We start from the raw sequence: 22691 nt of genomic DNA, 5'->3' as shown, positions 1-22691 counted from the left end.
GCCTTTGTTTATGCTTGATCAGGCTATTTCTTTTTCTTCTTGCCCTTGTCTTTGTTGCCTTTATCTTTTTTCTTGCCCTTGTCTTTCCCTTTACCCTTACCGCTGACTGAAGGGTGGACGCCGCATTCCTTGGCGATTCTTCCCCAACCCATGCCGGAATTGCGCATTGCCTGAATTTCAGCAGGGGATTTGTCACATTCCTCGGCAATAGCGTTGACGTGGGCCATGTCCATTTTGCCGACTGCCTCGGCGTATCTGCCTTTGGCCGTTTCGACTTCTCTCCGGGCTTCATCCTGTTCTTCCTTTGTGCCCGATTTGAGAACTATATCCAGGACGTCTTTGGTTTTTTGAACGTCTTCATTGGCTGTGGTCACTTCGTCCACGACAGCCTGACCTACCAGGTCAATCAAGGCGTCTGTAGTAGAGGGAGCCGGTGCAGGATCCTGGGCTGTGGCAGAAAATGGGATAGCCAGTGTGAGGAATGCGACAGCGAGAAGTGTATACAGTATTTTTTTCATTGGAGCTCTCCTTTTGGACACCATAGCAGTTTTCCACTTTTCTGCCTAGTTTGAAGGTGAGTGTATTCTCTTTGAATTACAAACGTCGATGCGGTACAACCCTGCAACGGAGGGATTTTCATGATCGCATATCTGCAAGGGACGTTGTTGTCCGCTGACGAAAAGGGGCTGGTGCTCCTGACCCCTGGTGGAGTGGGCTATGAAGTGGCTGCGCCGACTTCGGTCATAGCCAGGCTGCCCGGCAAGGGGGATGACGTCAAACTGTTCGTGCACACCCAGGTGGCGGAGAAGGCCATTGATCTGTACGGGTTTCTGACCCCTGACGATCTGGATTTGTTCCGGACGCTTATTTCCATCGACAAGCTGGGGCCGAAAAAAGCCATGGCGATTCTGTCCATGTTTGATGCGGATCATCTGCGCGAGATAGCCTTCCGTGAAGATGTGACCATGCTTTCGACAGTGCCGGGCATTGGCCCCAAGTCCGCCAAGCAGATTTTGTGGAATCTCAAGGACAAGGTCGACAAGCTCAAGGCCGTGAAGACCACATCGACGTCTCAGGCTGCTGTTCAGGGACCGCAGGGCGAGTATCTGGATACGCTTGCAGGACTCAAGAGCCTGGGGTACTCTGAGGACGAAATTCGACCCATGATCATCGATGTCTTTGATGAAGAACCAGACCTCGACGCTGCCGGTGCCATCCGCGTAGTGCTCAAGAAAATCAACTCGGCACGTTCATGAGCAAATGCACTCTCCCTGAAGAAAATGTCCGACCACGGTCACTGTCCGAGTTTATCGGTCAGGAAGACCTGCGCGCCAATCTTGATGTCTTTATCAGAGCGGCCAAAGAGCGCGAAAAGTCGCTTGATCATACACTTTTTTATGGCAACCCCGGTCTGGGGAAGACCACGCTGGCCCGGATCATGGCCAGTGAGCTTGGGGTAAACATGGTGTCCACATCCGGTCCGGTCATGGAGCGGAGCGGTGATCTGGCCGCCATTCTGACCAACCTTGAACGGGGCGACATCCTGTTCATCGACGAGATCCATCGCATGCCGGCCACGGTTGAGGAAGTCCTTTATCCTGCCATGGAGGATTTTCAGATTGATCTGGTCATCGGGTCCGGTCCGGGCGCACGCACGGTGAAGCTCGATCTTGAGCCGTTCACATTGGTCGGTGCCACCACGCGTTTGGGGCTGCTTACCTCACCCCTGCGAGATCGTTTTGGCTGCATTTTCCGTATTGAATTTTATACGCCCCCGGAATTGGGACAGATCGTCGAGCGATCGGCCCGGATTCTTGAAGTCGAGATCGATGCCGGAGGAGCCCTTGCCATCGGCAGCAGGGCGCGTGGCACACCGCGTATCGCTAACAGGCTGCTGCGTCGTGTGCGTGATTATGCTTTGGTTCATGGAGATGGTCGCATCACTCAGGAACTTGCTGAATCCTCTCTGGAACGGCTGGAAGTGGACCAGTACGGATTGGACAACATGGATCGCAAGATCCTTTCCCTCATGGTGGAGAACTTCAATGGCGGGCCGGTGGGACTCAAGACTATCGCCGCTGCCTGTGCCGAAGAAGTGCGAACGATTGAAGATATTTATGAGCCGTATCTTATTCAATGCGGATTCCTGAAGCGGACCCCTCGTGGAAGGGTGGCCACGGCCAAAGCGTATCAGCATTTGAAGCTGCGCATGGATGAGGATCAACATTCACTGCTCGGGTAAGTGGGAATGATTATCAAATAGTTCTTGCAACCATTGGCTGTTTTGCTATTCTGTACCCAGACATTAACACCATGGAGGTAATCATAATGGATAAATGGGAATGCCCGTGTGGGTATGTGTATGACCCGGCAGAAGGCGACGCTGAGAACAATATTGCCGTTGGCACCAAGTTCGAGGACCTGCCTGATGATTGGACCTGTCCCCAGTGCGGCGCAGAGAAAGAGTATTTTGAGAAACTGTAAATCCGAATAAGTCTCTTGCAATCATGCGCAAATAGCGTATGGTTGAATCAAGTCAAAGGAATGTTAATCAGGCAACGCCCTACAAACCTTCAGATTCGTTGAATCGGACGCGTTTATCAGGCAACTGACAACCAAACAATGATCCTTTGGTAGAGGCCCGTAATTCGGCAACCTCCTTACAGACGTTTTTTTAACAAGCCCCCGCTCGCGGGGGCTTCTTTTTGTCGGGTACACCAAAGGAATCGAAGCGGTGATAAGCGCCTGTTTTTTCCGCAAGGCGATGTTGCCAATATTTCCCGCCGAATGGCGGTTTTTTTATGGCAATATTCAGGGATTGGCAGCGCCGGTGTCTTAGGGGGTTTTGTGCTTGAAACGGGCAAGTATCCAGATTGTCGTCAGGCTAAGGCATGTCCAGCAGAGTGCGCCCACAAGGCCGAACGGCCCGCCGAGCAGAGGGTGTGTGATCGGAAAGAGCCACATCCAGATACCCTGCCCCTGTGCATTGAACGCTCCATGAATGAAGGCCGGAAGCACGGAAGAGCCATAGTGCAGGGTGAGTTCATTCATGAAAATACCGAACGCCACCGAGATCACGCACATCATAATGATGCCGCTGACAGGGAAGCCCGGATAATTGAACCCCGCATAGATGAGCGGGGCGTGCCACAGGCCCCAGATGATCCCCATCATTGTATAGGCTTTGGTCTTGCCCATGGGCATAAGGCGCGGCAGCAGGAATCCACGCCAGCCGATTTCTTCGCCCAGCCCGAAAAAGAGATTGATGAACGGGCCGAGAACAATGGAAACAGGGAGAAATATATGGAGGAGTGTGTCGGGAGTAAGTTCGGCACCATACTCTCCCGGCGCGGTTGCCAGCTGTGCGTCATAGGTTGTCAGCCCCGCTGCGAGGGTCAGCAAATAGATGACGCCGAACAGCAGCGGGATAAGCAGGATGGTCAGCAGGTAGGGTTTGATGGAGGTGCCGATCCTGATGGAAAGAGCCGCACGCATCGTGGTGAACCTGACGCCTTCCATGAAGCGACAGACAAGGATGGAGACAAGCCCCGGAATCCACATGAACGCCAGCAGCCAGAAGGAGGCGGTGGTGAATTCCGCCTGCGGGGTAAAATCCATGCCGCCGGCAATCAGGGCGATTTCAATTCCCCAGGTGACGGCGAAAGTAAGTCCAAGGAAGGTCAGGACCGGCTTGTTCATCAGTGGATTGGCGGATGAAGTATGCATGGCTTACTCGTATGCTCCCACTGTTTCGAAATAACATTCCCGACACCGGTTCTCTATGTCGAGCAGACGGCGGAATGAATCATTGAAGTCCGTGTGGCCTAGCGTGAACAAACCGTGACCATGGACGATTGCCGCACCCGATGAGGCCATGGCCGGCGGCAGGGTGTTGCACAGTCCGGTAGGTCCGGTTCCCACCTCGCCGGGAACGATGGGGATGCCTTCCACTGTACGGCATTCAGTGCATTTGATGTGACATTGTCCACGGTTATCGCATTCGGCGCGAGGACAATCCATGGACATGACGACCGAAAACTTCGGGTGGCCGTGCAGTATGCAGATCGCTTCCTCTGACTGACGGTACACGTCTTCGTGGGCGGTCAGCTCGGAGGACGCCGTCAGCCCGGTGGTGGCGCTGCCATCCATGGGGCAAGGGTCGATACATCCTTCAAGCTCGTCAAGGGAGCTGCCGGTTTGGGAAATATAAATGACCTGTCCCAGTTTGTAGGAAATATTGCCGAAAAACGAATCGACAAGCCCGTACCCGACCACCTGTCGTCCGGCTTCGGCCATGGCTGCGAGAACCGTGTCTTCATCAGTGTACGGTCCTTTTGGCAAGGCAGGGAGCTCGGTGCGCGGGGCAGGCAGCTGAGCAACGACGTCCTTGAAGACGCGGCGATACTCCTTGTCCAATGCACCGTGTCGAGCCTTGGTCAGGTATTCCGAAAAGAAGAGCACGAAGCAGGAAAAGATGGTGGAAGAGTAGAATACAAATCCCTGCTCCGGGCTGACGGTGCCGAATGAGGCGATGCCGTGTCCCGGAATGATGACGGATTTGCGTTTACGCAGTCCTGCAATGATGGAGTCTGCGGAAAAGTTTTCGAATATGGGGATGTCATGCAGAAACGTGCGTGTTTCCGTGTCTTTGGGGCGGATGGTTTCGGGGTGGCGCGCGGCCAGGAAATCAACGATGGTCGCGTATGGCTCGGCCGGTCGTGAGAACACCAGTGAGTTGATGGGGAGCGCATCGAAAACCTTGGCCAATTCAGTGGTGCGTGGGTCTTCACGGTTCCACACCAGCTCGGCATCCAGGCCGCCGATGAGTGGCGCGTTGGGGGCGGCCAGTCCCTGTATGACCAGTTTTCCGGCGTATTTGTCACAGAGCCTTTTCATCGATTCAACCCCAGCTTTTCAATTTTTTCAGGAGTGGGGATGCCGTTTTGGTCCAATCCCCGGACTCGATAATACGTCTGGCGGGCCGTAAGAAAATCATCCCGATCTATTGGCGCAATCGTGATGCCGCCGCCGGAAGTCCCTGCCTCGGTAAAGAAGCGTTCGGGCAGATCGTCATCCGCAGCATCAAATCCGTTGGCCGCGTTCATGATCCGTTCATTGTAATAGATGCGTTCGCCGATTTCGAGCAACGTGTGACCGGAAACGGCCACGCCGGTAACCGCTGTGTACGCTTTGGCGTATTCCTCCAGGCTGGCGGCCAGAAAGATGAATTTGCATGCTGACAGGGAATCTACCACCGCGTTCATGTCTTCGGCGATCTTGATGATCCGGGCTTTCCCGCTGAAGGAGAAGCGATCGGTCGCCACTGGTTTTCGCAGGATTTCATGGCTCACCGGGTAAGCGCGCAGTTGGCAGCCTCCGCGTGTGCTGGTGGCGTAGGCCAATGCCATTCCATAGGCACCGCGTGGGTCGTAGGCAGGCAACTCCAGTCCCTTGACAGACATGGATGCTTCCGGTCGCTCGCAGAGTGCGGCAAAGGTGTGGGAACCCTGTCCGAGATCGCCGCCTTCGGCCATTTCGTGGAGGGCTGCCAGCAGGGATTCCGCGGTGTAGTCCTCGCCGGTAATTTCTCGGCGGCAGGCCAGGGTGGCCCCGGCAGAGACAGGATCAAGTCCGAGTTTACCGCAGGTGTCATTGGCGGTCAGAACCAGGGCCATGTTCGTGTTCCCTATGAGTGCGGTGAAGTGGGACATGGTTTCGAATTCCGGCATGTTTCGGCCATCCTGCGCGGTTTTTTTGCAGCGGATATGACAGCCCATGCAGCCGTGACTGGTTGGGGAAAATCGTTTTTTGTAGGCCGCTGCGTTCAGCTCGGCCGCGTGTTCAAACCTGGTTCGGGCGAAGTTGTCCGTGGGCATCATCCGGCGTGAATCCATGAGGTCGAAGAGGGAGCCTGTGCCCCAGCAGGAAAAACCGTGTTGCCCCATGAGAACGGGCGAGGCTGCCGTGAGCCGGAGGATTTCCTCGCGGGCTTCCGTGAGCGCGTCCTCGTCATGCACGCTGACAGTGCCGGTGCCATGGACGGACAGGTATTTGAGATTTTTGGCACCCCAGATCATTCCCAGTCCCCCGCGACCGGCGGCGTGATGGCGATCCACCATGATGGCCGCCATTGGCGAACCGTTTTCGCCTGCCGGGCCGATGCAGGCAATGGATGCGTCGTTAGGGAGCGAAGGCGTAAGCTGGTCGAAGAGTGTGTCCGTGGTGGTGCCGCCGAGCTGCGTTGGTACGATGCGTGCGTCGCCATCCAGTATCTCTATGCCGCAGGGGGTGTCGCTCATGCCCGTGATGACTATCGCGTCATATCCGGCCTGTTTGAGCTGGGTGGCAAGTCGCCCTCCGACCGAGGTGTCGCAGATGGCGCCGGTAAGCGGCGAGCGGGACATGATGGTGCCACGCCCGGATGTGGGGGCGGCGGTACCTGTCAGCGGACCTGTGGCAATGATCACCGGCAGATCGGGATCCGTATATTCTTTGGTGGCGTGGGGACGCAGGTAATACCCGGTCAATCCCTTGCCACCCATGTACTTCGTGTACACGGAAAGGTCGGGATGACGTGTTTCCACGCTTTTTTCCGTCAGGTCCAGGTGCAGGACAGAACCGGTCCAGCCAGAGAGTGTATTCATGTGGGGAAAGATTCCACGAACCGATTGAAAAGGCAACTGATTGCCTTCCTTGACCCCACAGGCGAAATCGGTATTCTGTGTCCCCGGAGGGAATATGGCCGAAAAGAAGATAGATAAATCACGACGGAATTTTTTGTTTGGAGCGGTGCGCCGTTACAAGAAGGAAAGTCTTGATCAGCCGGTGGCTGCCACTGCCGAATGTGTGGCGACCATCAAGACGGCCAATGCCTTGTATGTGGACGGAGCGTGGGAAGAGGCCCGCCTCAAGTACAAGGAGTGTCTGCAATCGGACCAGAATGACGCGGATGTGCGCTATCGTCTTGGCGTCTGTTCCTACAAGGTCGGAAAATACATTCAGGCCAAGTTGGAGTTTGAGCGCGCCCTGCGGATCGACCGGACGTACAAGGACGCATTCCTGTATCTGGGACTGACGATGGTCCGGCTGGAAAAACCGGAAAAAGCCCTGGCGTTGTGGAAGCAGTATTTCAACCCACTGGCCATTCCCGTTCAACGTGAATTGAATTTACAGATCGGACTCATAGAGGAAGGTGTGGGCGACTCCCCGCAGACCATTGCCGAAGCGGTTGAGGCCGCCATCACCGAATCTGGTGATACCGTCGGTTAAGCGACCCGCACAAAAAAGCCCCACTCCGGAAATGAGTGGGGCTTTTTTGTGCGAGGAAATATGTCTCTATGCGTTGCCTTTGGGTTCGTCGTCGTTGGTTTGTGCGGCGATTTTGGCCATCTGGGTGCGGAGGTAGCTGGCAGCCAGGTCTCCCAGATCGTTGTCTCCGGTCACCTTCATGCCGTGCTGCTTCAGGTCGTCGTCGATCTGCTTCTCCATGCGGGCGGATTCCAGGAACATGATGTAGGCCAGTACCAGAGCCGCATCATTGTCGGCGCTGTTGTCGCACAGCAGTTCGATATTCTTGGCCGGGACAGTCTCAAGCAGTCTGTCGATGAACATGGTTATCCACTTTTCATACAGCTCATGCATGAGGGGCGGGATAAGGGCGGCGACCTGGTCGGTCGCGTTACCGGAAGTGCCGGTGACGGACATGAACTCGTTCAGAGCTTCCTGTCGTTTTGTCTCATCCTGTTCTTCAACTTTGGCGATGATGACGTTGAAAATGTGCGCACGAATTTGTTTGGGCGTCATGGTCTGTTTGTTCCCCCTGATTCTTGATACAGCTTTGTTTTGTATCGCAATGTCAGCACTTGGGCAAGAGGGATAACACAGGAAAGGGCGCATTCGGTTTCAGGCCTGTTTTTCCCGTTTCCTTTCAAAGGTAAAGGGCGTAGGGGAGTTATTCAGGCAAGATATATCAGACTCAAGGAATTTCCCGTGGAATCGATTCTCACCGCTTTAGCCCCCTTTGCCAAAGTCCTTTTTGCGTTTGTACTTATGCTGGCCGGCATGCGTTTCAAGATTGGATTGGGGTCCTCCATTCTCATCGGCGGCATGGTCATGGGGGTGCTGTTCGGCATGGCTCCTCTGCCCATACTCAAAGTTTCGGCCATTGCACTGACTCAGGAAAAATTTCATTTTCTCATCGCTATAGTCGGGCTGATTCTTGTGCTGTCCGATGCCATGGAGCGGTCGGGGCAGTCCAAGCGACTGATGGAAGCTCTGTCAGGCTTTCTGACCAGCCCCCGCCTTCGGCTCATCTTTTTCCCGGCTCTTATCGGTCTCCTGCCCATGCCGGGCGGTGCCGTTTTTTCGGCTCCCATGGTCAAGACCGTGTCCGAGGAGATGCGTATCCGCAACTCGGATCGGGCCGTGATCAACTATTGGTTCCGGCACATCTGGGAGCTTGTCTGGCCGCTGTATCCGGGGATTATTCTGACATTGGCCCTGGCCGATATCCAAATCATTGATCTTATCTCCTACACCTGGCCGGGGATGCCCGTCATGTTGCTGACCGGCTGGTTCTTCTATCTCAGGCCGGGCGTGCTCAATGCTGATGATCTGAGTATCCCCAACCTGCCTGTCGGCCGTTCGAAGCTCGCGGCGCTCAGGGAAGGGCTGCCTCTGCTGACGGCGATTGTCGGTGCTGTTGGTCTGGAGACAGGCATTGCGTCTTTTGCCCCGACCATTCCGTTCGAGTTAGGCGTGGTGACGGCCCTGTTCCTGGCCGTGGTCTGTGTCATGGTGCAGAACACCCAGCTTGGGCTGCCGTTTCTGAAAGATGTGCTGATGAAGAAGTCGTTGTGGTCCATGATTTTCGTCATCGTGTCCATCTTCGTGTTCAAGGACATCATGCAGGGGGCCGGTGTCGTGGAGGAAATGGCGCAGGCCGCCGGTGGGGAGGCTGCCCTGTTTGCTTCAGCCGCGTTCCTGCCGTTTTTGGTCGGTCTGGTGGCGGGCATCAATGTGGCCTTTGTGGGGGCGACGTTCCCGTTGCTGCTCGGTGTGCTCAATTCACTGGGCATGCAGGATCAGACCATCCCGTATCTCGTGCTGGCTACATTTGCCGGATTTACCGGGGTTATGATCTCGCCCATCCATATCTGTTTCATTTTGACCTGCGAGTACTTCAAGTGCGATCTCATGCGGACATGGCGCAAAGTGGTTGCGCCGTGCCTGGTGTTTTTTGCGTCGGGCGTGGCGTTGTTCATGGTGTATAAATAGAAGATTGGTGCTCAGGCTTGCTGTTTAGCCTCTTTTTTAATATATACTGCACCCTTGTGGCGGATCATTTTCACAATATCATTTGAGGATCGAGTATGAGCGCATATGGCGACATCTTTACTGACGACAGATTGCTGACATTATTTCCTGCGGATCGGACAGATGCCTTTTTTGAAGCGCTGTTCGGTGACGCGGAAGAAGGAAGCTATGACATTGCCCTTGGGTATGCCGGTAACACAGGTTCGACACTGAACTTCGAGATCAGGTTGACCCAACGGCCGGGCAAGTGTCTGGCATGCAATCTGACCTATGGATTGCCGCAGGTTTTTTCCAGGCACCCCATCATTAACGTCAACGGTCTCGTCGATGCCGTGGCCAAGGAAGTCGGGAGCGGTTCGGCTACCTGGCGACTCGGCAACACGCAGGAGCTTTCGCGGGAATTGCACGTCATTCCCTTGGAGATAGTTCTTGGATAAGAGTCAATTCATCCAATTGAAAGACCCGGATCAAGATGTTTGATCCGGGCTTTTTTTATGTCTAATAATCTGTTGTTATTTGAGATTGTCCACCAGTAGCGGCTCGCCTTTTTCCGGTGCCAGTCTGAGCGACAGGGCGTCCTTGGAACAGGTCTGTTCGCATACACCACAGCCCATGCATCGTTCTTCCCTTATAAAAGCGGTGCGGTTCTTGAATCCGATGGCCTTGAACTGGCATTTCTCGGCACAGACGCCGCAAGCGACACACTTTTCTGCATCCACTTCGGCCAGATAGCCGGATGTGCAGAGCATGTTCAGCCCGTTTTGCTGTGCTGTCATAGCTCGACAGCAACAGGAGCAGCAATTGCAAATGGCGTAGAACCGTCCAAGGGCGATATCCTTGAAAAAGGCATGCGACACATGTCCTCGGGCTTGTTCGGCCCTGATGATGCGGAGGGCTTCCTCTGCCGTGATCCGGCGTGTTTTGTCTGGGTGATGGTGGTGCATGAATGAAGCAAAAGGATCGCCGATGATAAGGCAGACATCCAGAGGCGTACACGGGTTTTCCATGCCGCTCCTGCACGGGCAGTCCAGAAGAATGATGGTGTTTTCATTCTCCAGTACGATCTTGCGCGCGAGGGTATAGGGCAAAACCTGTTCCGGCAGTTCCGTGTTCACGGGACGGTTGATCATGACCAGTTTGGTAGCTTCTTCGAGCGGCAGGGGTTTGCCGTGGTAGGTGTCGCCCCAGGTGTGTTTGTGCTGGTTGGGGTCACCGGTTTTACTGTGTTCGTCCGAGAAGAACGGGCTGTGCTTATTGATGATGAAGATCAACGGCGTCCAGAGAAAGCCCCACCATGGATTCTTGTCGCCGGTAAGACCGATATAGTGATAGCACCAACGACCGTAGATATAGCCATGGATGAAGTTGAACACGGATAAGCCATGCTCTTTGCAGGCCTGGTAATAGTCCCTTGTTGCTTGGCTGACAAACGGTAATCTCATAGTGATAAAGGGGTTGTTGGTGGTGCAACCATACGCTTGAAAGTTACTGTTTCATCCATGAAAGTCAACCGTGCAACACGCGACATTCGTTTGAAAAGTTGTTATATCCTGCCACGGAGGTTTTCATGAGCGACAAAGAGTCCGTGGGATACGCCCAAAAGAGCAATGAACTTGCCAAGGTTCGGACAACGCTGGCCGAGGAGAACAACGCCCTTGCCAGGAATCGGACACGGCTTGCCAACAGGCGCACCTTTCTGGCGTGGTGCCGTACCGCGCTCTCCTTCATGACGTTTGGGTTTTTGCTGGAAAAGGTGGATGTTTTTCTGGCATCCAACAATAAGACCGTGGACGCGGTGCTGCTCAATGATCTCGGCGTGCTGGGCAAATTCGCTTTTATCTGCGGTCCGTTGCTCCTGCTTTTTGCCGGTTGGCGTTATTACCGTCTGGAGAAGGAAATCGGTTTTGAAAAGGGTGAATTGAACATTCTTCCAGAGCTTATTCTTTTCGGTGTCATCCTTGGAGGCGCGCTTATCTATGTCCTCGTGTAAGGCTGTTTTGTGTTTCGTATAATCCTTGTCGGCGTTCTTGCCGCACTCTTTTTCAGTTCCACATTTGTCCTTAACAGGGCCATGTCCCTTGAGGGAGGGCACTGGGTCTGGTCGGCCAGCCTCAGATATTTCTGGATGATTGCCATACTCGCCGTGTGGCTGACCGTGACTGGCAAGGCGCGGCTCGGGCTTGATGCGCTCAGACTGTTTCGCAAACACTGGTTGTTCTGGACAGTGGCCGGGAGTATCGGGTTCGGCGTGTTCTATGCGCTCATTACCTTCAGCTCGGTCTTTGCCCCCGGCTGGGTGGTTGCCGCGACCTGGCAGACCACCATTCTGGCAACCCCGTTGGTATTGCTCGGGTTCGGACGCAAGGTCCCGCTCAAGGCCCTGGCTCTGACAGTTGTCATTTTCGTGGGAGTGGTGCTGGTCAACATGGAGCAGGCGTCATCTTCCGGTTTGTCCGAAGTGTTGTGGGGAGCGTTGCCCGTGCTGGTTGCCTCCTTTGCCTATCCCTTTGGAAATCAGCTCGTGTGGGAAGCCAAAAAAGGCGAGCACGCGCGGGTGCCTGCCATTGATCATCCGGCCATGGATGACGCCCTGTGTCGGGTTCTTCTGTTGACCCTCGGCTCGTTGCCATTGTGGGCTGTGCTTATTGTGTTCATATCCCCGCCTCTACCGTCCATGGGGCAGGTCGTGCAGACAGGGCTCGTCGCCGTCAGCTCAGGCGTGATTGCGACGTCACTGTTTCTCTATGCCCGTCACAGAGCCAAAAGTACGGCAGAACTGGCCGCCGCAGACTGCACGCAGTCCATGGAGGTGGTCTTTTCGCTTGCCGGTGAGGCGATACTTTTGGGGCATGTCATGCCCGGGTTCATGGGGTGGGCCGGTATCTGCCTGACCATGCTCGGTCTGATGCTGTATGTGGGAGTGCAGAACCGGGGGTGATTGCTCTGACTAGTTTTCTTGCTCGGGCATGTGGTGGAGGTGTTCTCCGGCAAAGCCCACCACGACTTCTACGCCAGTGGCGATTCCCCGATTGAGTACCATGTGACGGTCCACGACAGCGGTCAGCAGCTCGTCTCCGCATTGCACTGTGGCGGTCCAGGTAAACCCTTCTCGTTCCATACGTTCCACGGTCCCGTTCAATACATGCCACTCTTTGGGGAAGTCGTCCCGGCTGCCTACAACTGCGTCTTCCGGGCGAAGGGCGACAAAGCCTTTTCTCCAACCCGGCAGGTTTGGCAATCCGGTGATCGTGTGCCCTGCAAAAGTGTTCGTATCGGCTGAATAACTGGCCGGAAACACGTTGGTCATGCCCACGAAAGAGGCCACGAACGGGGTGGCGGGGCGGCGGAAAATATTGGCGACGGAATCCTGCTGATGCAGGGAGCCGTCTTTGATGACTGCCGCTCTGTCTGCCAGGATCATGGCATCGGTAAAATCATGCGTCACCATCAGGAACGTGGCGTTGGAGTTTTCATGAACATCCTTGAGGGTCCGTCGCAGTTCTCCTCTGAACTGCGGGTCCAGAGACGAGAGCGGTTCGTCCAGCAGGACGACATCCGGGCGGCAGGCCAGCGCACGGGCCAGTGCGGTGCGTTGCTTCTCTCCGCCGCTCAGACGGCCAGGCTTGCGCCCTTCCAGATGGGCCAGACCAAGGGTGTCCAGTAGCATGCGGGCCTCATTCAGGCCTTCATTTTTGGGGATGCCGTGGTAGCGTTGTCCGTACATGACGTTGTTCAGCACGGTCAGGTGAGGGAACAGGGCGTGGTCCTGATAGACGAGGCTCACTTTGCGCGCTTCCGGGGAAAGGGTGGTCACATCCCGTCCTCCGATGTGCACGGTGCCTGAGTCCAGCTCTGTCAATCCGGCCACTGTTTCCAGAACAAGAGTCTTGCCGGATCCGGTGGAACCCATGAGAGCGAAAAACTCACCGGGGCGGATGGAAATGGTGATATTGTCCAGCGTAAAGCCCGGCAGATTCATGCAGAGATTGGTCAGTCTGATCATCGCTCTTTCTCTCCAGGCAGTGAGAGGGTGCGCAGCAGCAGGAAGAATATCATGCTGACCAGTATGAGAATGAAGGCCACGGGTTGCGAGTATTTCAGGCCATAGGCCGTGAATCGTTGGTACATGAGCACCGGGGCGACCATGGGATTATAGGCCACAATGATGATCGCGCCGAATTCGGAGATGGCCCGGGCCATGCACATGATCACGCCGACCAGCATATAGCGCCAGCATAACGGCAGCGTGATACGGAAAAAAGTGGGGGCCGCTCCGGCACCCAGAGAGCGGGATACGTTTTCCAGTCGGCGCGGGATGGACTCAATACCGGATTTCGCCGCGTTGATATAAAAGGGCAGTCCCACGAAGAGCAGTACGGCGACGATGCCGACCCGGGTTCCCATGATCTCGATGCCCATGGATTGGAGGACCTGTCCAAACCAGAAGTGGGGACTGGTCAGCGTCAGGATGGCGATGCCGACCACCGGGTGCGGGATCATGATGGGTAGGTCGATGAGGCTTTCAACGATCTTCTTGCCGAAAAATTCATTGCGCGCGAGCAGATAGGCCAGCGGCGTGCCGAAGATGATCGCGATGCCCGCGGCCATGGCTGACGTGGACATGGACAGCCAGATGGAGCTGAGCACTTTGGCGTCGCCCAGGGTTTCCCATAGTATATCCCAGGTGGGAGCAGCCATGGTGGAACCCATGGGAAGGGCTATGAACAACAGGACAAGAGCTGCCGAAGCAATCATCCAGGCCTGAAAAAAACGACCGGGGAGAGTCCGCATCAATGAGGACTCCCCCCGGTGAGAGAACGGGTTATTCATCAGTTATTCAGCTACAGTGACCAGCGGTTTGATGGTCTCCGGGAGCTTGGCCATGCCGTCCTCGTTGGTGCGAACCGGAACGAACGGAGGCTGCCCCATATCCTTCAGGATCTTGAGGCCGCCGTCAGGCGCAAACAGGTATGCGAGAAAGGCGTCGGCGGCTTCCGAGTTGGGAGCGTTGTCGATCTTGGTGATACCATATGTAATGGACTTGCCCACGCGTTCAATGAAGGTGCCGGGCTTCTTGCCGCTAACCTTGACCACGGCGGACTTGTAGTAGGGGGTCATGGTGTAGTCGCCGAGGTTCAGGTGCTTGTCCAGCGTCACGAATTTCAGATCGTGCTGGACAGCGACGGAGAGGTATTCCCAGGCGTAGTCCATGTGGCCGGACTGGAGCATGGAGATCAGTTCGACAGACTTGGGACGGACGTTCTTTTCAGGGCGGTTGGCGATGAAGGCATCATAGAGGCCGGGCTTTTCGTAGAATTTTTCCGCCAGTTGCAAGACCATCAGGGAGCGGTAGCCGCAGGGGTCCAGGTTGGGATCGGAGTGTCCCCAGACAACGCCTTTGGTGGTCAGGATGTCGGTCCAGTTGTCGCTGGTGATCGTGTCGGCGAACTTGGACTTGTCGGTGTAGCACAGCACCATCTGGTTGGAGGCGAAACGGATGTTCCAGGAGGCGAATTCCGGAATGAGATTCTTGTCGATGACCACATAGTCGGCAGATGCCATGATGTCGGCGGGCTTGCCGACTTCCGAGATCATGCGGGCCATCTTGGTGGAACCGCCGGATTCGCGCTGGACGTCCACTTTCGGGTACATTTTTTCAAAGTTTTTTTCGATGGCTGCAAAGGGAACTGACAGGCTACCAGCGTGAAAAATAGTCAGCTTTCCGGAAGGTTCAGCTTGAACATTCCCGGCAGCAAAGGTCAGTGCCAGAACTATGAGCATGGCTGCAACACAGGTGGAGATGCGAAAGGCCATATTGAACTCCATGTAAGTTAGTGTGATTAGACAATAGTAAATTGTCTGTACGTTATGAGCCATGCGTTAAAAGTGTCAATATTTTTATAAATCTACAGTTTGTTAGTCTGAAATTATTCACCATAGTGATGCCCAAAAAAAAGGGCTGCGATACTCGCAGCCCTTGTACATCCTGTTCTGTGTTTGAATCGGATTATTGTTCTTTGGATTTCTTCTTTTTCCCTTCTTCACGATGGCGAACCAGAGCGGACAGCTCGATTTTGCGCAACCGGATGGATTCGGGAGTGACTTCAACCTGTTCGTCATCCTTGATGAAGTTCAGGGCGTATTCCAGAGTCATGGGCTTGACCGGGGTCAGGATGACCGCTTCGTCCTTGCCGCTTGCGCGCATGTTGGTCAGCTTTTTCTCTTTGGAACCGTTGACGTTGATGTCGTTGTCACGGTTGTGTTCACCGATGATCATGCCTTCGTAAATCGGGTCGCCGGGGACGATGAAGATGCGGCCACGGGGTTCCAGGTTGAACAGGCCGTAGGCGACACCCTTGCCGGAACGGTCAGCGACCAGAGAACCGGTGTAGCGAGAAGCGAACTCGCCGCGATATTCGCCGTACCCTTCAAGGTAGGAGTTCATGAGGCCGGTACCCTTGGTGTCGGTCAGGAACTCGTCGCGGTATCCGATGAGGGAGCGGGATGGCACGGAGAATTCGAGACGAACGCGCCCTGTGCCGTTGTTGACCATGTTGGTCATGCGGCCTTTGCGGGTCTGGATTTTTTCGGTGACGATGCCCATGAAATCTTCGTCGCAGTCCACGAACAGATGTTCGATAGGCTCCAGTCGTTTGCCGTCCTCATACTTGAAGATGACCTCCGGGCGGCCCACAGACAGCTCGAAACCTTCGCGGCGCATCTGCTCCACGAGAATGGCCATCTGGAATTCGCCGCGTCCCTTGACCAGAAATGCGTCACGGTTCTCGGTGTCTTCCACTTGAATGGCGACGTTGAGCAATGTCTCCTTGTGGAGGCGTTCACGAATCTTGTTGGTCTGGACGTGTTTGCCTTCCCGGCCGGCCAGGGGCGAGGTGTTGATGCCGAAACGCATGGCCACGGTGGGTTCGTCGACCGTGATGCGGGGCAGGGCCTTGGGAGATTCCTTGGTGCAGATGGTGTCGCCGATCTTGACGTCCTCAATACCGGCGATAACGACGATATCACCAGGGGAGCAGGTCTCGGTGGGCACGACTTTCAGGCCGTCGTAGGTCTGAAGTTTGGTGACCTTGAGCGGCACGACCTTGTTTTCATCAGCGATGCAGATGAGCTGGTCATTGGACTGTGCAGTGCCGTGGTGGACCTTGCCGATTGCCAGACGGCCCAGATAGTCGGAGTAGGAAAGATCGGAAACCAGCATCTGGAAAGGTTCATCCTCTCCATAGGACGGGCCGGGCACCTTGTCCACGACCATGTCGAGGAGGATATGCAGGTTCTCGCCGCGTTCCTCGGCGGTCTCCATGGCGATGCCGTCACGGCCGATGGCGTACAGCAGCGGAAAATCGAGTTGTTCTTCGTTGGCGTCGAGATCGATGAAGAGGTCGTAGATTTCGTCAAGCACTTCGTCCGGGCGGGCATCCTGACGATCGACCTTGTTGATGACGACCATCAGGGAAAGTCCCTGCTCCAGCGCTTTTTTCAGTACGAAACGGGTCTGGGGCAGCGGGCCTTCAGAGGCATCGACGAGCAGGATGGCGCCGTCAGCCATGGACAGGGAACGTTCGACTTCGCCACCGAAGTCGGCGTGACCGGGCGTGTCGATGATGTTGATCTTCACGTCCTTCCAGTTGACCGAACAGTTCTTGGCGGAAATGGTGATGCCGCGTTCGCGTTCAAGATCCTGGGAATCCATGATGCGATCGTCAACGTCTTGGCCTTCGCGGAAGAGGCCCGACTGTTTGAACATGGCGTCAACCAGTGTGGTCTTGCCATGGTCAACGTGGGCGATGATAGCGATGTTGCGAAGGGATTCATTTGTAATTGTATTGCTCATTGTGTCTCCGTAAATATGTAATGGACGCCCGGAAGTACCCGAATTGATGCCCGCTGGCAAGGAGAGTTTGACCTCGTAACCCGAATGTCATTCAAATTGGCGGTTTTTTAGGGTAGGTTCCCACGAAATATAACTATACGAGGAAAAATCTACATGGTTAAATACAGAATTGAGCATGACAGTCTGGGCGAGGTCCAAGTACCGGTCGATGCGTATTATGGGGTCCAGACCAAACGGGCAATGGATAATTTCCATATTTCAGGGATTCAGTTGTCGCATTACCCAAGGCTCATTAACGCGTTGGCGTACGTCAAGCTGGCGGCTTCGGATGCCAATTCGTCGTTGGGACTGCTGGATGAAGACAAGAGCCGGGCCATTTCTCGTGCCTGTGAGGAGCTTCTGTCCGGGAAACTGCACGACCAGTTCGTGGTGGATGTCATGCAGGGAGGCGCGGGTACCTCCACGAACATGAACGCCAACGAGGTCATCTGCAACCGTGCGCTTGAGTTGATGGGATATCAGAAAGGCGAATATGACAAGCTCCACCCGCTCAATGACGTGAACATGTCCCAATCCACCAATGACGTCTATCCTTCGGCGCTGAAGATCGCCTTGATTCTGGAGATCAGAGAGTTGATGGACGCCATGCGGTATCTGAAAAAAGCCTTTGCAGCCAAAGGAACCGAATTCGCGGATGTGATCAAGATGGGCCGTACCCAGTTGCAGGACGCCGTGCCCATGACTTTGGGACAGGAGTTCTCGGCCTGGGGGGTCATGATCGGAGAGGATGTCCAACGGCTTGATGAAGCACAAAGCCTGGTCCATGAGATCAACATGGGAGCCACGGCCATCGGCACCGGGCTCAATGCCCACCCCGATTACACCAGAACGGTAACGGAAAAGCTGGTGGAATCAACGACATTGCAACTGGTCTCATCGCCGGATCTGGTTGAGGCAACGCAGGATACCGGCGTGTATGTGCAGCTTTCAGGCGTATTGAAACGTGTGGCTGTTAAGCTGTCAAAGATCTGCAATGATTTGCGTCTGCTTTCCAGCGGTCCCCGTTGCGGGGTGAACGAGATCAATCTTCCGCCCATGCAGCCGGGGTCAACGATCATGCCGGGCAAGGTGAATCCCGTGATCCCCGAGGTCGTCAATCAGGTGGCCTTTGCGGTGGTCGGCAATGACATGACCATCACCATGGCCAGCGAGGCCGGACAATTGGAGCTCAATGTCATGGAACCGGTCATCGGCTATTCCCTGTTCCAATCCATGAACATGCTGCGCCGCGCCTGTCTTACTCTGGCGGACAGCTGTGTCTCAGGCATCACGGCCAATCGTGATCGGTGCCGGGAAATGGTGGAGCACTCCATTGGTCTTGTCACGGCTCTCAATCCGTTTCTTGGTTATGAGAAATCCACCGAAATAGCCAAGGAGGCCATGAAAACTGGGGGGTCTGTTTATGCGATCGTATTGGAGAAAGGGTATCTGAGCCAGGAGGAGCTGGATGATATTCTCAGGCCTGAGAACATGATCAAGCCACGGTATATCAATCGATCATAAAAGGTTATCGGTATCGGTCGAAAAAGGCTTGGAGACGTCCATCTGTACGCATCGCCTGCAGTTCGGTGTTGAACAGCCGGACAAATGCGAGCCATTTTCGTTTCTTGGTAAAAGTGAAGGAGTAGGGGGCTGTGTCGAGCGCGTGTTGGCTGAAGGTGAACTGCGTGCTGTCGAGTTTCTGATCATTCTGAAGAATCCATTCGGCCACCTTGCGGTTGGTCACTATCGCGTCCACATGTTTGTATTCAAGCATGTGCAGGAGGTTGTGTGTATTGGTTGATTGGTGCTTGTGGATGACATTTCGGGCAAACAATGCGTGCAGTGTCGGATAGAAATACCCGTGGACAACACCGATATTCAGGCCGGCAAGATCCTCTTCTTTTGAAAATTGGATGTGGTGGTCCTTACGGCATACAAGGACATCCGTGGACTGGAGTACGGGGTCGGTCCATAGGTAGAGTGAAGCGTCCTTGACCCACTTTCGTGATTTGATATAGGCGTCGATCCTGCCTTCTGACAGGAGCATCAGGCATCGTTTTTCCGGGTAGTATTCCAGTTTGAGATTATACCCATGAAGTCTGCACACCTCGCACAGCACATCGGGCATAATGCCGCTGGCAGGGGCTTTTTTCGTGCCCATGATGATGTAGGGGGGCCATCCCCCGGAGGGTAAAGCCAGTACGATAGTTTTGTCCGTGGGGTCAGCGTGCGCAAAGAAGGGCAGCAGCAGGCAGGCAAACACCATCACCATGGATGGAATTATCAAGTTGGATTGTTTGAGTTGCATGTTCGCTACCTACTTTAACTGGAATTTGACATTCTATGTAGAACGAATATCGAGTTCTAGTCAATATCCCTTGTTTTTCTGATAGTTACTCACCGTTGCCTTTTCAGAAAACTTCAACTACTATTTTTCTAGAAAAATTCGAGAGAATCGTTGTCTACCAAGGATTTGATGGTCGGAGGAATCATGCGTCGCGCCGTTTTTTTCATGGGCTTGTTAGTGGTTATAGCTTTTGCTGGCTGTACATCCCGCATTCATTCGACTCCTCCGGGCACGTCGTCTCCCTCAACACCCCCCAGTTATGATGCCAAAACCAGGCCCTATACGGTCCTGGGCAGGACATACTACCCCCTCCAAACGGCTCGCGGGTATGACGAAGTGGGAATGGCGTCCTGGTATGGCAAGGATTTCCACGGCAAGAAGACAGCTAATGGATACATCTATAATATGTACGGGGTGTCGGCGGCGCATAAAACCCTGCCGCTGGGCACCAAGGTGCGTGTGACCAACCTGGAGAACAACAAGAGCGTAGTCCTTGTCATCAATGACCGGGGGCCGTTCGTTCGAGGGCGGATCATTGATCTGTCGTACGGAGCGGCAAAAGCCCTTGGCACGGTTGACACGGGTGTGGCCAAAGTTCGAATCTCTGCCCTTGGGTCCTATCCGCAGTCGCAAACAGCGGTGAAGCGGGTGCAGATTACGGGCAAAGTCTTTCACGTCAGGGTAGGGGCGTTTGCTGTTCGAGGCAATGCAGAGAGAGTGTATAAACAATTGCTCTCCGTGGGGTATAGCGATGCCAGAATCACCATTGAAAACAGAAACGGACAGCGGCTGCATATTGTTCAGGCAGGCAGCTTCAAGAGCCGCGACAAGGCCGAGCAGGTTCTTGAACGCCTCAAGGACGATTTTCCCACATGCTATATCGTCAGTTGACAGTTTTGTAGAGGGGTGAATCATGAAAAAAGTCGTACAGGACGGCGCTTTTTGGCTTCCCATATCGCATTCAACCGTGTATAACCCATCGAAATGAACTGCGGTTCATAAAAGAACAGTATCAATAAACTAGTATTAGGAGTTTTATTTATGACAAAAGCTGAACTCGTAGCGAAAATTGCTGACAAGAACGGTACCTCCAAGGCCCAGGCTGAGGCATCCATGAACGCCATCCTCGACATCATTCAGGACGAGCTGGCCGCCGGCAACAAGTTGACCTTGACAGGTTTCGGTACTTTTAGCGTGAGCGAACGCAAGGCCCGCACTGGTCGCAACCCTCGTACTGGTGCCGAGATCAAGATTCCGGCCACCAAAGTTGCCCAGTTCAAGCCCGGCAAGGTCCTCAAGGACGCTGTGAAGTAAGTATCAGCTATATATTGTTGAAAAAATAGCCCTCCCTGGTAACGGGGAGGGCTTTTTTACGCGCTGATTTCGTCGGCTTGGTATTGAAGCGAACCGCCGGTTCAGGTGCGTGCACCTACTCCATGTTTTGGATGACCATGCTCAAGGAGTCAGCAAGCTGTGCCAGATTGCCGATGGCTTCGGCTGCGTCCCGCATCAACCTGTCGGTTTCACCGCAGACCCGGCTGACATCCATGGTCGCGGCGTTGATCTGTTCACTGGCCGAAGATTGCTGCTCTGCCGCAGTGGCGATGGCATGCACTCGTTCAGCCGTGGATTCGGCCACAGACACGATCGCATTGAGAGCTTCCCCGGAATGCGTTGCCATTTCAGTACTTTCTCCCACTGAGCTTACCGCTATTTCAGTGGCTTTCACATTTTGCCGAGCCCCTTCCTGTATGCCCAGGATGGCCGTGTGTACCTCACTGGTCGCCTGCATGGTCTTTTCAGCCAGTTTTCGTACTTCATCTGCAACAACCGCAAACCCGCGCCCGGCCTCTCCGGCACGAGCCGCTTCAATGGCGGCGTTGAGAGCCAGAAGGTTGGTCTGGTCCGCGATGTCCTCAATGACACTGAGGACCTTGCCGATGTTTTCTGCGCGATCATCCAGTTCTTCCATGGACTCCTTGAGCTTGTGGGCGTGGCCTGCGACATCATGGATGGAGGTAATAACCCCGGTTACAATGGAGGCGCCTTCCTCTGCCCGGCCTCGCGCGTTGTTGGCGTCTTCGGCCGCATCGCGGGCATGGTGGGCGACCTCAAGGACTGTCGCTGTCATTTCCTGCATTGCGGTGGCTATTTCGCTGCTTCGTTCGGACTGTTCGCGGGTGCCTGTCTTGGCGGTGGATACCACTGCGGAGAGTTGGACTGCCGCCGTAGCCATTTCCTTTGAAATGTCAGTAGCTTTTTGTGCGGCCAGGGCGATCCGTTCATTTTGCACGAGTATTTCATTTTCGTGTTGCTTGAGTTGGGTGGTGTCCAGGTACAGACAGCAGCCGCCTATGATGACGCCATCGACATCTGAAAGGGGAAACAGGTTGGCGAGTACATTGATGTCACTGCCGTTTTCGTGTTTGAAAATTGCTTCCCTATTCATGATGCGCTCATTGCTTTCCATGCACGTCCTGATAAGGGCCTTGCGATTATCCTTGTAGAATATTTGGGAAAGGTTCTTCCCATAATACGACTGCGGATCTTCGTTCGAGCCAATCATTTCGAGACATTCCCTGTTGAGAAAGGTGACCTTTTCATCGGTGTCTACGATGCAGCATGGAATGGGCAATCCGTTAAGTATGGACTGAGAGAATCCATGACTTTTTTTGTATCGGGCGCCGAGTTCGCCTATCGCGTCTCCCAAGCCGGGGGCTGTGGTCTTCAGCAAGTCGGCGTTGGCTTTTGCGTATTCCTCTTTGAGCAGGTGCTCCGTGTAGCTTGATACGGCTCGAATGGGATGAACAAATGAGCGGTTCAGCCTGAAGATCATGCCGAAACCGAGCAGAGAGCAGGCCAGGAGAGTGCCCAGGCAGGCAGTGGAGATGAGCCAGTGATCCATACCAAGAATGAACGCGAGCACACAGATTGCCCCCGTTATCAGAGTCAGTGCTCCAAAAAAATAGTTGAGAATCAGAGTGGGGGTTTTCAGTGTGCGTTGAGACATGATGGTCCTCATATGGGGCAATGCCCGCTACGTGCAAAAAAGATGAGAAGATGAAACAGCTCCCTGCTCACGATGTGAACAGGGAGCTTTTGAGGCCGTATCATACGGAGGAAGCGGGGTATGGT

The 22691-nt window shown here is 54.6% G+C and carries 23 protein-coding genes; 11 read left to right on the top strand and 12 right to left on the bottom strand.

Annotated features, from left to right (window positions below):
- Positions 1 to 23 precede the first annotated feature (23 nt).
- A complete protein-coding gene (locus SRBAKS_RS05455) occupies positions 24 to 518 on the bottom strand; it encodes a hypothetical protein (protein ID WP_229594551.1) in 495 nt (164 codons plus the stop codon).
- Positions 519 to 638: 120 nt separating this feature from the next.
- Here SRBAKS_RS05455 and ruvA point away from each other — a divergent pair, with 120 nt between their 5' ends.
- From ruvA to SRBAKS_RS05440, 3 genes are all read left to right on the top strand, one after another.
- Positions 639 to 1256, top strand: coding sequence for a Holliday junction branch migration protein RuvA (gene ruvA, locus SRBAKS_RS05450; RefSeq protein ID WP_229594541.1), 618 nt, complete (start codon positions 639 to 641; stop codon positions 1254 to 1256).
- A complete protein-coding gene (gene ruvB, locus SRBAKS_RS05445) occupies positions 1253 to 2242 on the top strand; it encodes a Holliday junction branch migration DNA helicase RuvB (protein WP_229594539.1) in 990 nt (329 codons plus the stop codon). The genes ruvA and ruvB overlap by 4 nt, the downstream gene beginning before the upstream one ends.
- Before the next feature lie 86 nt (positions 2243 to 2328).
- Positions 2329 to 2484, top strand: coding sequence for a rubredoxin (locus tag SRBAKS_RS05440; RefSeq protein WP_229594537.1), 156 nt, complete (start codon positions 2329 to 2331; stop codon positions 2482 to 2484).
- 351 nt (positions 2485 to 2835) lie between these two features.
- Here the strand turns inward: SRBAKS_RS05440 and SRBAKS_RS05435 are convergent, their stop codons facing one another.
- The 3 genes from SRBAKS_RS05435 to SRBAKS_RS05425 are packed head-to-tail and all read right to left on the bottom strand — an operon-like array spanning position 2836 to position 6644.
- The gene (locus SRBAKS_RS05435) at positions 2836 to 3726 is read right to left on the bottom strand and encodes a CPBP family intramembrane glutamic endopeptidase (protein WP_229594535.1); all 891 of its coding nucleotides are present in this window, start codon (positions 3724 to 3726) and stop codon (positions 2836 to 2838) included.
- A gap of 3 nt (positions 3727 to 3729) precedes the next feature.
- Complete coding sequence (locus tag SRBAKS_RS05430; RefSeq protein WP_229594533.1) at positions 3730 to 4896, bottom strand: class II aldolase/adducin family protein; 1167 nt, start codon at positions 4894 to 4896, stop codon at positions 3730 to 3732.
- Positions 4893 to 6644 carry an aldehyde ferredoxin oxidoreductase family protein gene (locus tag SRBAKS_RS05425; protein WP_229594531.1) on the bottom strand — a complete coding sequence of 584 codons (1752 nt, stop codon included), beginning with the start codon at positions 6642 to 6644 and terminating at the stop codon, positions 4893 to 4895. Before SRBAKS_RS05425 ends, SRBAKS_RS05430 begins: the two co-directional genes overlap by 4 nt.
- 94 nt (positions 6645 to 6738) lie before the next feature.
- Here SRBAKS_RS05425 and SRBAKS_RS05420 point away from each other — a divergent pair, with 94 nt between their 5' ends.
- The gene (locus SRBAKS_RS05420; protein ID WP_229594529.1) at positions 6739 to 7269 is read left to right on the top strand and encodes a tetratricopeptide repeat protein; all 531 of its coding nucleotides are present in this window, start codon (positions 6739 to 6741) and stop codon (positions 7267 to 7269) included.
- A gap of 66 nt (positions 7270 to 7335) precedes the next feature.
- Here the strand turns inward: SRBAKS_RS05420 and SRBAKS_RS05415 are convergent, their stop codons facing one another.
- On the bottom strand, positions 7336 to 7803 hold the full coding sequence (locus SRBAKS_RS05415; protein WP_229594527.1) for a hypothetical protein: 468 nt from the start codon (positions 7801 to 7803) through the stop codon (positions 7336 to 7338).
- Between the two features lie 186 nt (positions 7804 to 7989).
- Here SRBAKS_RS05415 and SRBAKS_RS05410 point away from each other — a divergent pair, with 186 nt between their 5' ends.
- The gene (locus tag SRBAKS_RS05410) at positions 7990 to 9276 is read left to right on the top strand and encodes a DUF401 family protein (RefSeq protein WP_229594525.1); all 1287 of its coding nucleotides are present in this window, start codon (positions 7990 to 7992) and stop codon (positions 9274 to 9276) included.
- A gap of 95 nt (positions 9277 to 9371) precedes the next feature.
- Positions 9372 to 9752: a pancreas/duodenum homeobox protein 1 gene (locus tag SRBAKS_RS05405; protein WP_229594523.1), complete on the top strand. Its 381-nt coding sequence runs from the start codon at positions 9372 to 9374 to the stop codon at positions 9750 to 9752.
- A 75-nt stretch (positions 9753 to 9827) separates the two neighbouring features.
- On the opposite strand, the gene SRBAKS_RS05400 is transcribed toward SRBAKS_RS05405, so the two are convergent.
- The gene (locus tag SRBAKS_RS05400; protein WP_347339452.1) at positions 9828 to 10688 is read right to left on the bottom strand and encodes a 4Fe-4S binding protein; all 861 of its coding nucleotides are present in this window, start codon (positions 10686 to 10688) and stop codon (positions 9828 to 9830) included.
- Between the two features lie 194 nt (positions 10689 to 10882).
- On the opposite strand from SRBAKS_RS05400, the gene SRBAKS_RS05395 reads away from it, so the two are divergent.
- The gene (locus SRBAKS_RS05395) at positions 10883 to 11305 is read left to right on the top strand and encodes a YidH family protein (RefSeq protein WP_229594519.1); all 423 of its coding nucleotides are present in this window, start codon (positions 10883 to 10885) and stop codon (positions 11303 to 11305) included.
- A gap of 9 nt (positions 11306 to 11314) precedes the next feature.
- Complete coding sequence (locus SRBAKS_RS05390; protein WP_229594517.1) at positions 11315 to 12253, top strand: DMT family transporter; 939 nt, start codon at positions 11315 to 11317, stop codon at positions 12251 to 12253.
- Positions 12254 to 12262: 9 nt separating this feature from the next.
- Here SRBAKS_RS05390 and SRBAKS_RS05385 read toward each other — a convergent pair whose 3' ends face one another.
- The 4 genes from SRBAKS_RS05385 to typA form a co-directional block, all read right to left on the bottom strand.
- Positions 12263 to 13318, bottom strand: coding sequence for an ABC transporter ATP-binding protein (locus SRBAKS_RS05385; RefSeq protein WP_229594515.1), 1056 nt, complete (start codon positions 13316 to 13318; stop codon positions 12263 to 12265).
- Complete coding sequence (locus SRBAKS_RS05380; protein ID WP_229594513.1) at positions 13315 to 14106, bottom strand: ABC transporter permease; 792 nt, start codon at positions 14104 to 14106, stop codon at positions 13315 to 13317. Before SRBAKS_RS05380 ends, SRBAKS_RS05385 begins: the two co-directional genes overlap by 4 nt.
- A 42-nt stretch (positions 14107 to 14148) precedes the next feature.
- The gene (gene wtpA, locus SRBAKS_RS05375) at positions 14149 to 15129 is read right to left on the bottom strand and encodes a tungstate ABC transporter substrate-binding protein WtpA (protein ID WP_229594511.1); all 981 of its coding nucleotides are present in this window, start codon (positions 15127 to 15129) and stop codon (positions 14149 to 14151) included.
- A gap of 193 nt (positions 15130 to 15322) precedes the next feature.
- The gene (gene typA / locus SRBAKS_RS05370; RefSeq protein WP_229594508.1) at positions 15323 to 17167 is read right to left on the bottom strand and encodes a translational GTPase TypA; all 1845 of its coding nucleotides are present in this window, start codon (positions 17165 to 17167) and stop codon (positions 15323 to 15325) included.
- 153 nt (positions 17168 to 17320) lie between these two features.
- Here typA and aspA point away from each other — a divergent pair, with 153 nt between their 5' ends.
- Positions 17321 to 18730 carry an aspartate ammonia-lyase gene (aspA, locus tag SRBAKS_RS05365; RefSeq protein ID WP_229594506.1) on the top strand — a complete coding sequence of 470 codons (1410 nt, stop codon included), beginning with the start codon at positions 17321 to 17323 and terminating at the stop codon, positions 18728 to 18730.
- Between the two features lie 4 nt (positions 18731 to 18734).
- On the opposite strand, the gene SRBAKS_RS05360 is transcribed toward aspA, so the two are convergent.
- Entirely contained in the window at positions 18735 to 19517 is a 783-nt protein-coding gene (locus SRBAKS_RS05360; RefSeq protein WP_229594504.1) for a substrate-binding periplasmic protein, read from the bottom strand.
- 183 nt (positions 19518 to 19700) lie between these two features.
- Here SRBAKS_RS05360 and SRBAKS_RS05355 point away from each other — a divergent pair, with 183 nt between their 5' ends.
- A complete protein-coding gene (locus SRBAKS_RS05355) occupies positions 19701 to 20447 on the top strand; it encodes a septal ring lytic transglycosylase RlpA family protein (protein WP_229594493.1) in 747 nt (248 codons plus the stop codon).
- A 150-nt stretch (positions 20448 to 20597) separates the two neighbouring features.
- The gene (locus SRBAKS_RS05350) at positions 20598 to 20870 is read left to right on the top strand and encodes an HU family DNA-binding protein (RefSeq protein ID WP_229594491.1); all 273 of its coding nucleotides are present in this window, start codon (positions 20598 to 20600) and stop codon (positions 20868 to 20870) included.
- Positions 20871 to 20985: 115 nt separating this feature from the next.
- Here SRBAKS_RS05350 and SRBAKS_RS05345 read toward each other — a convergent pair whose 3' ends face one another.
- Positions 20986 to 22566: a methyl-accepting chemotaxis protein gene (locus tag SRBAKS_RS05345; protein WP_229594489.1), complete on the bottom strand. Its 1581-nt coding sequence runs from the start codon at positions 22564 to 22566 to the stop codon at positions 20986 to 20988.
- Positions 22567 to 22691: the final 125 nt, after the last annotated feature.

Origin of the sequence: Pseudodesulfovibrio sediminis (assembly GCF_020886695.1) — a bacterium.
GTDB lineage: Bacteria > Desulfobacterota > Desulfovibrionia > Desulfovibrionales > Desulfovibrionaceae > Pseudodesulfovibrio > Pseudodesulfovibrio sediminis.
This window is presented reverse-complemented; position numbering and strand designations above follow the sequence as displayed.

Excerpts from the sequence above, each read along its gene's own strand:
- SRBAKS_RS05385 (WP_229594515.1), bottom strand. The coding sequence starts at position 13,318 with ATGATCAGACTGACCAATCTCTGCATGAATCTGCCGGGCTTTACGCTG.
- typA (WP_229594508.1), bottom strand. The coding sequence starts at position 17,167 with ATGAGCAATACAATTACAAATGAATCCCTTCGCAACATCGCTATCATC.
- ruvB (WP_229594539.1), top strand. The coding sequence starts at position 1,253 with ATGAGCAAATGCACTCTCCCTGAAGAAAATGTCCGACCACGGTCACTG.
- SRBAKS_RS05455 (WP_229594551.1), bottom strand. The coding sequence starts at position 518 with ATGAAAAAAATACTGTATACACTTCTCGCTGTCGCATTCCTCACACTG.
- ruvA (WP_229594541.1), top strand. The coding sequence starts at position 639 with ATGATCGCATATCTGCAAGGGACGTTGTTGTCCGCTGACGAAAAGGGG.
- SRBAKS_RS05420 (WP_229594529.1), top strand. The coding sequence starts at position 6,739 with ATGGCCGAAAAGAAGATAGATAAATCACGACGGAATTTTTTGTTTGGA.
- SRBAKS_RS05380 (WP_229594513.1), bottom strand. The coding sequence starts at position 14,106 with ATGCGGACTCTCCCCGGTCGTTTTTTTCAGGCCTGGATGATTGCTTCG.
- SRBAKS_RS05415 (WP_229594527.1), bottom strand. The coding sequence starts at position 7,803 with ATGACGCCCAAACAAATTCGTGCGCACATTTTCAACGTCATCATCGCC.
- SRBAKS_RS05350 (WP_229594491.1), top strand. The coding sequence starts at position 20,598 with ATGACAAAAGCTGAACTCGTAGCGAAAATTGCTGACAAGAACGGTACC.
- aspA (WP_229594506.1), top strand. The coding sequence starts at position 17,321 with ATGGTTAAATACAGAATTGAGCATGACAGTCTGGGCGAGGTCCAAGTA.
- SRBAKS_RS05355 (WP_229594493.1), top strand. The coding sequence starts at position 19,701 with ATGCGTCGCGCCGTTTTTTTCATGGGCTTGTTAGTGGTTATAGCTTTT.
- SRBAKS_RS05440 (WP_229594537.1), top strand. The coding sequence starts at position 2,329 with ATGGATAAATGGGAATGCCCGTGTGGGTATGTGTATGACCCGGCAGAA.
- SRBAKS_RS05395 (WP_229594519.1), top strand. The coding sequence starts at position 10,883 with ATGAGCGACAAAGAGTCCGTGGGATACGCCCAAAAGAGCAATGAACTT.
- wtpA (WP_229594511.1), bottom strand. The coding sequence starts at position 15,129 with ATGGCCTTTCGCATCTCCACCTGTGTTGCAGCCATGCTCATAGTTCTG.
- SRBAKS_RS05425 (WP_229594531.1), bottom strand. The coding sequence starts at position 6,644 with ATGAATACACTCTCTGGCTGGACCGGTTCTGTCCTGCACCTGGACCTG.
- SRBAKS_RS05405 (WP_229594523.1), top strand. The coding sequence starts at position 9,372 with ATGAGCGCATATGGCGACATCTTTACTGACGACAGATTGCTGACATTA.
- SRBAKS_RS05360 (WP_229594504.1), bottom strand. The coding sequence starts at position 19,517 with ATGCAACTCAAACAATCCAACTTGATAATTCCATCCATGGTGATGGTG.
- SRBAKS_RS05430 (WP_229594533.1), bottom strand. The coding sequence starts at position 4,896 with ATGAAAAGGCTCTGTGACAAATACGCCGGAAAACTGGTCATACAGGGA.
- SRBAKS_RS05435 (WP_229594535.1), bottom strand. The coding sequence starts at position 3,726 with ATGCATACTTCATCCGCCAATCCACTGATGAACAAGCCGGTCCTGACC.
- SRBAKS_RS05345 (WP_229594489.1), bottom strand. The coding sequence starts at position 22,566 with ATGTCTCAACGCACACTGAAAACCCCCACTCTGATTCTCAACTATTTT.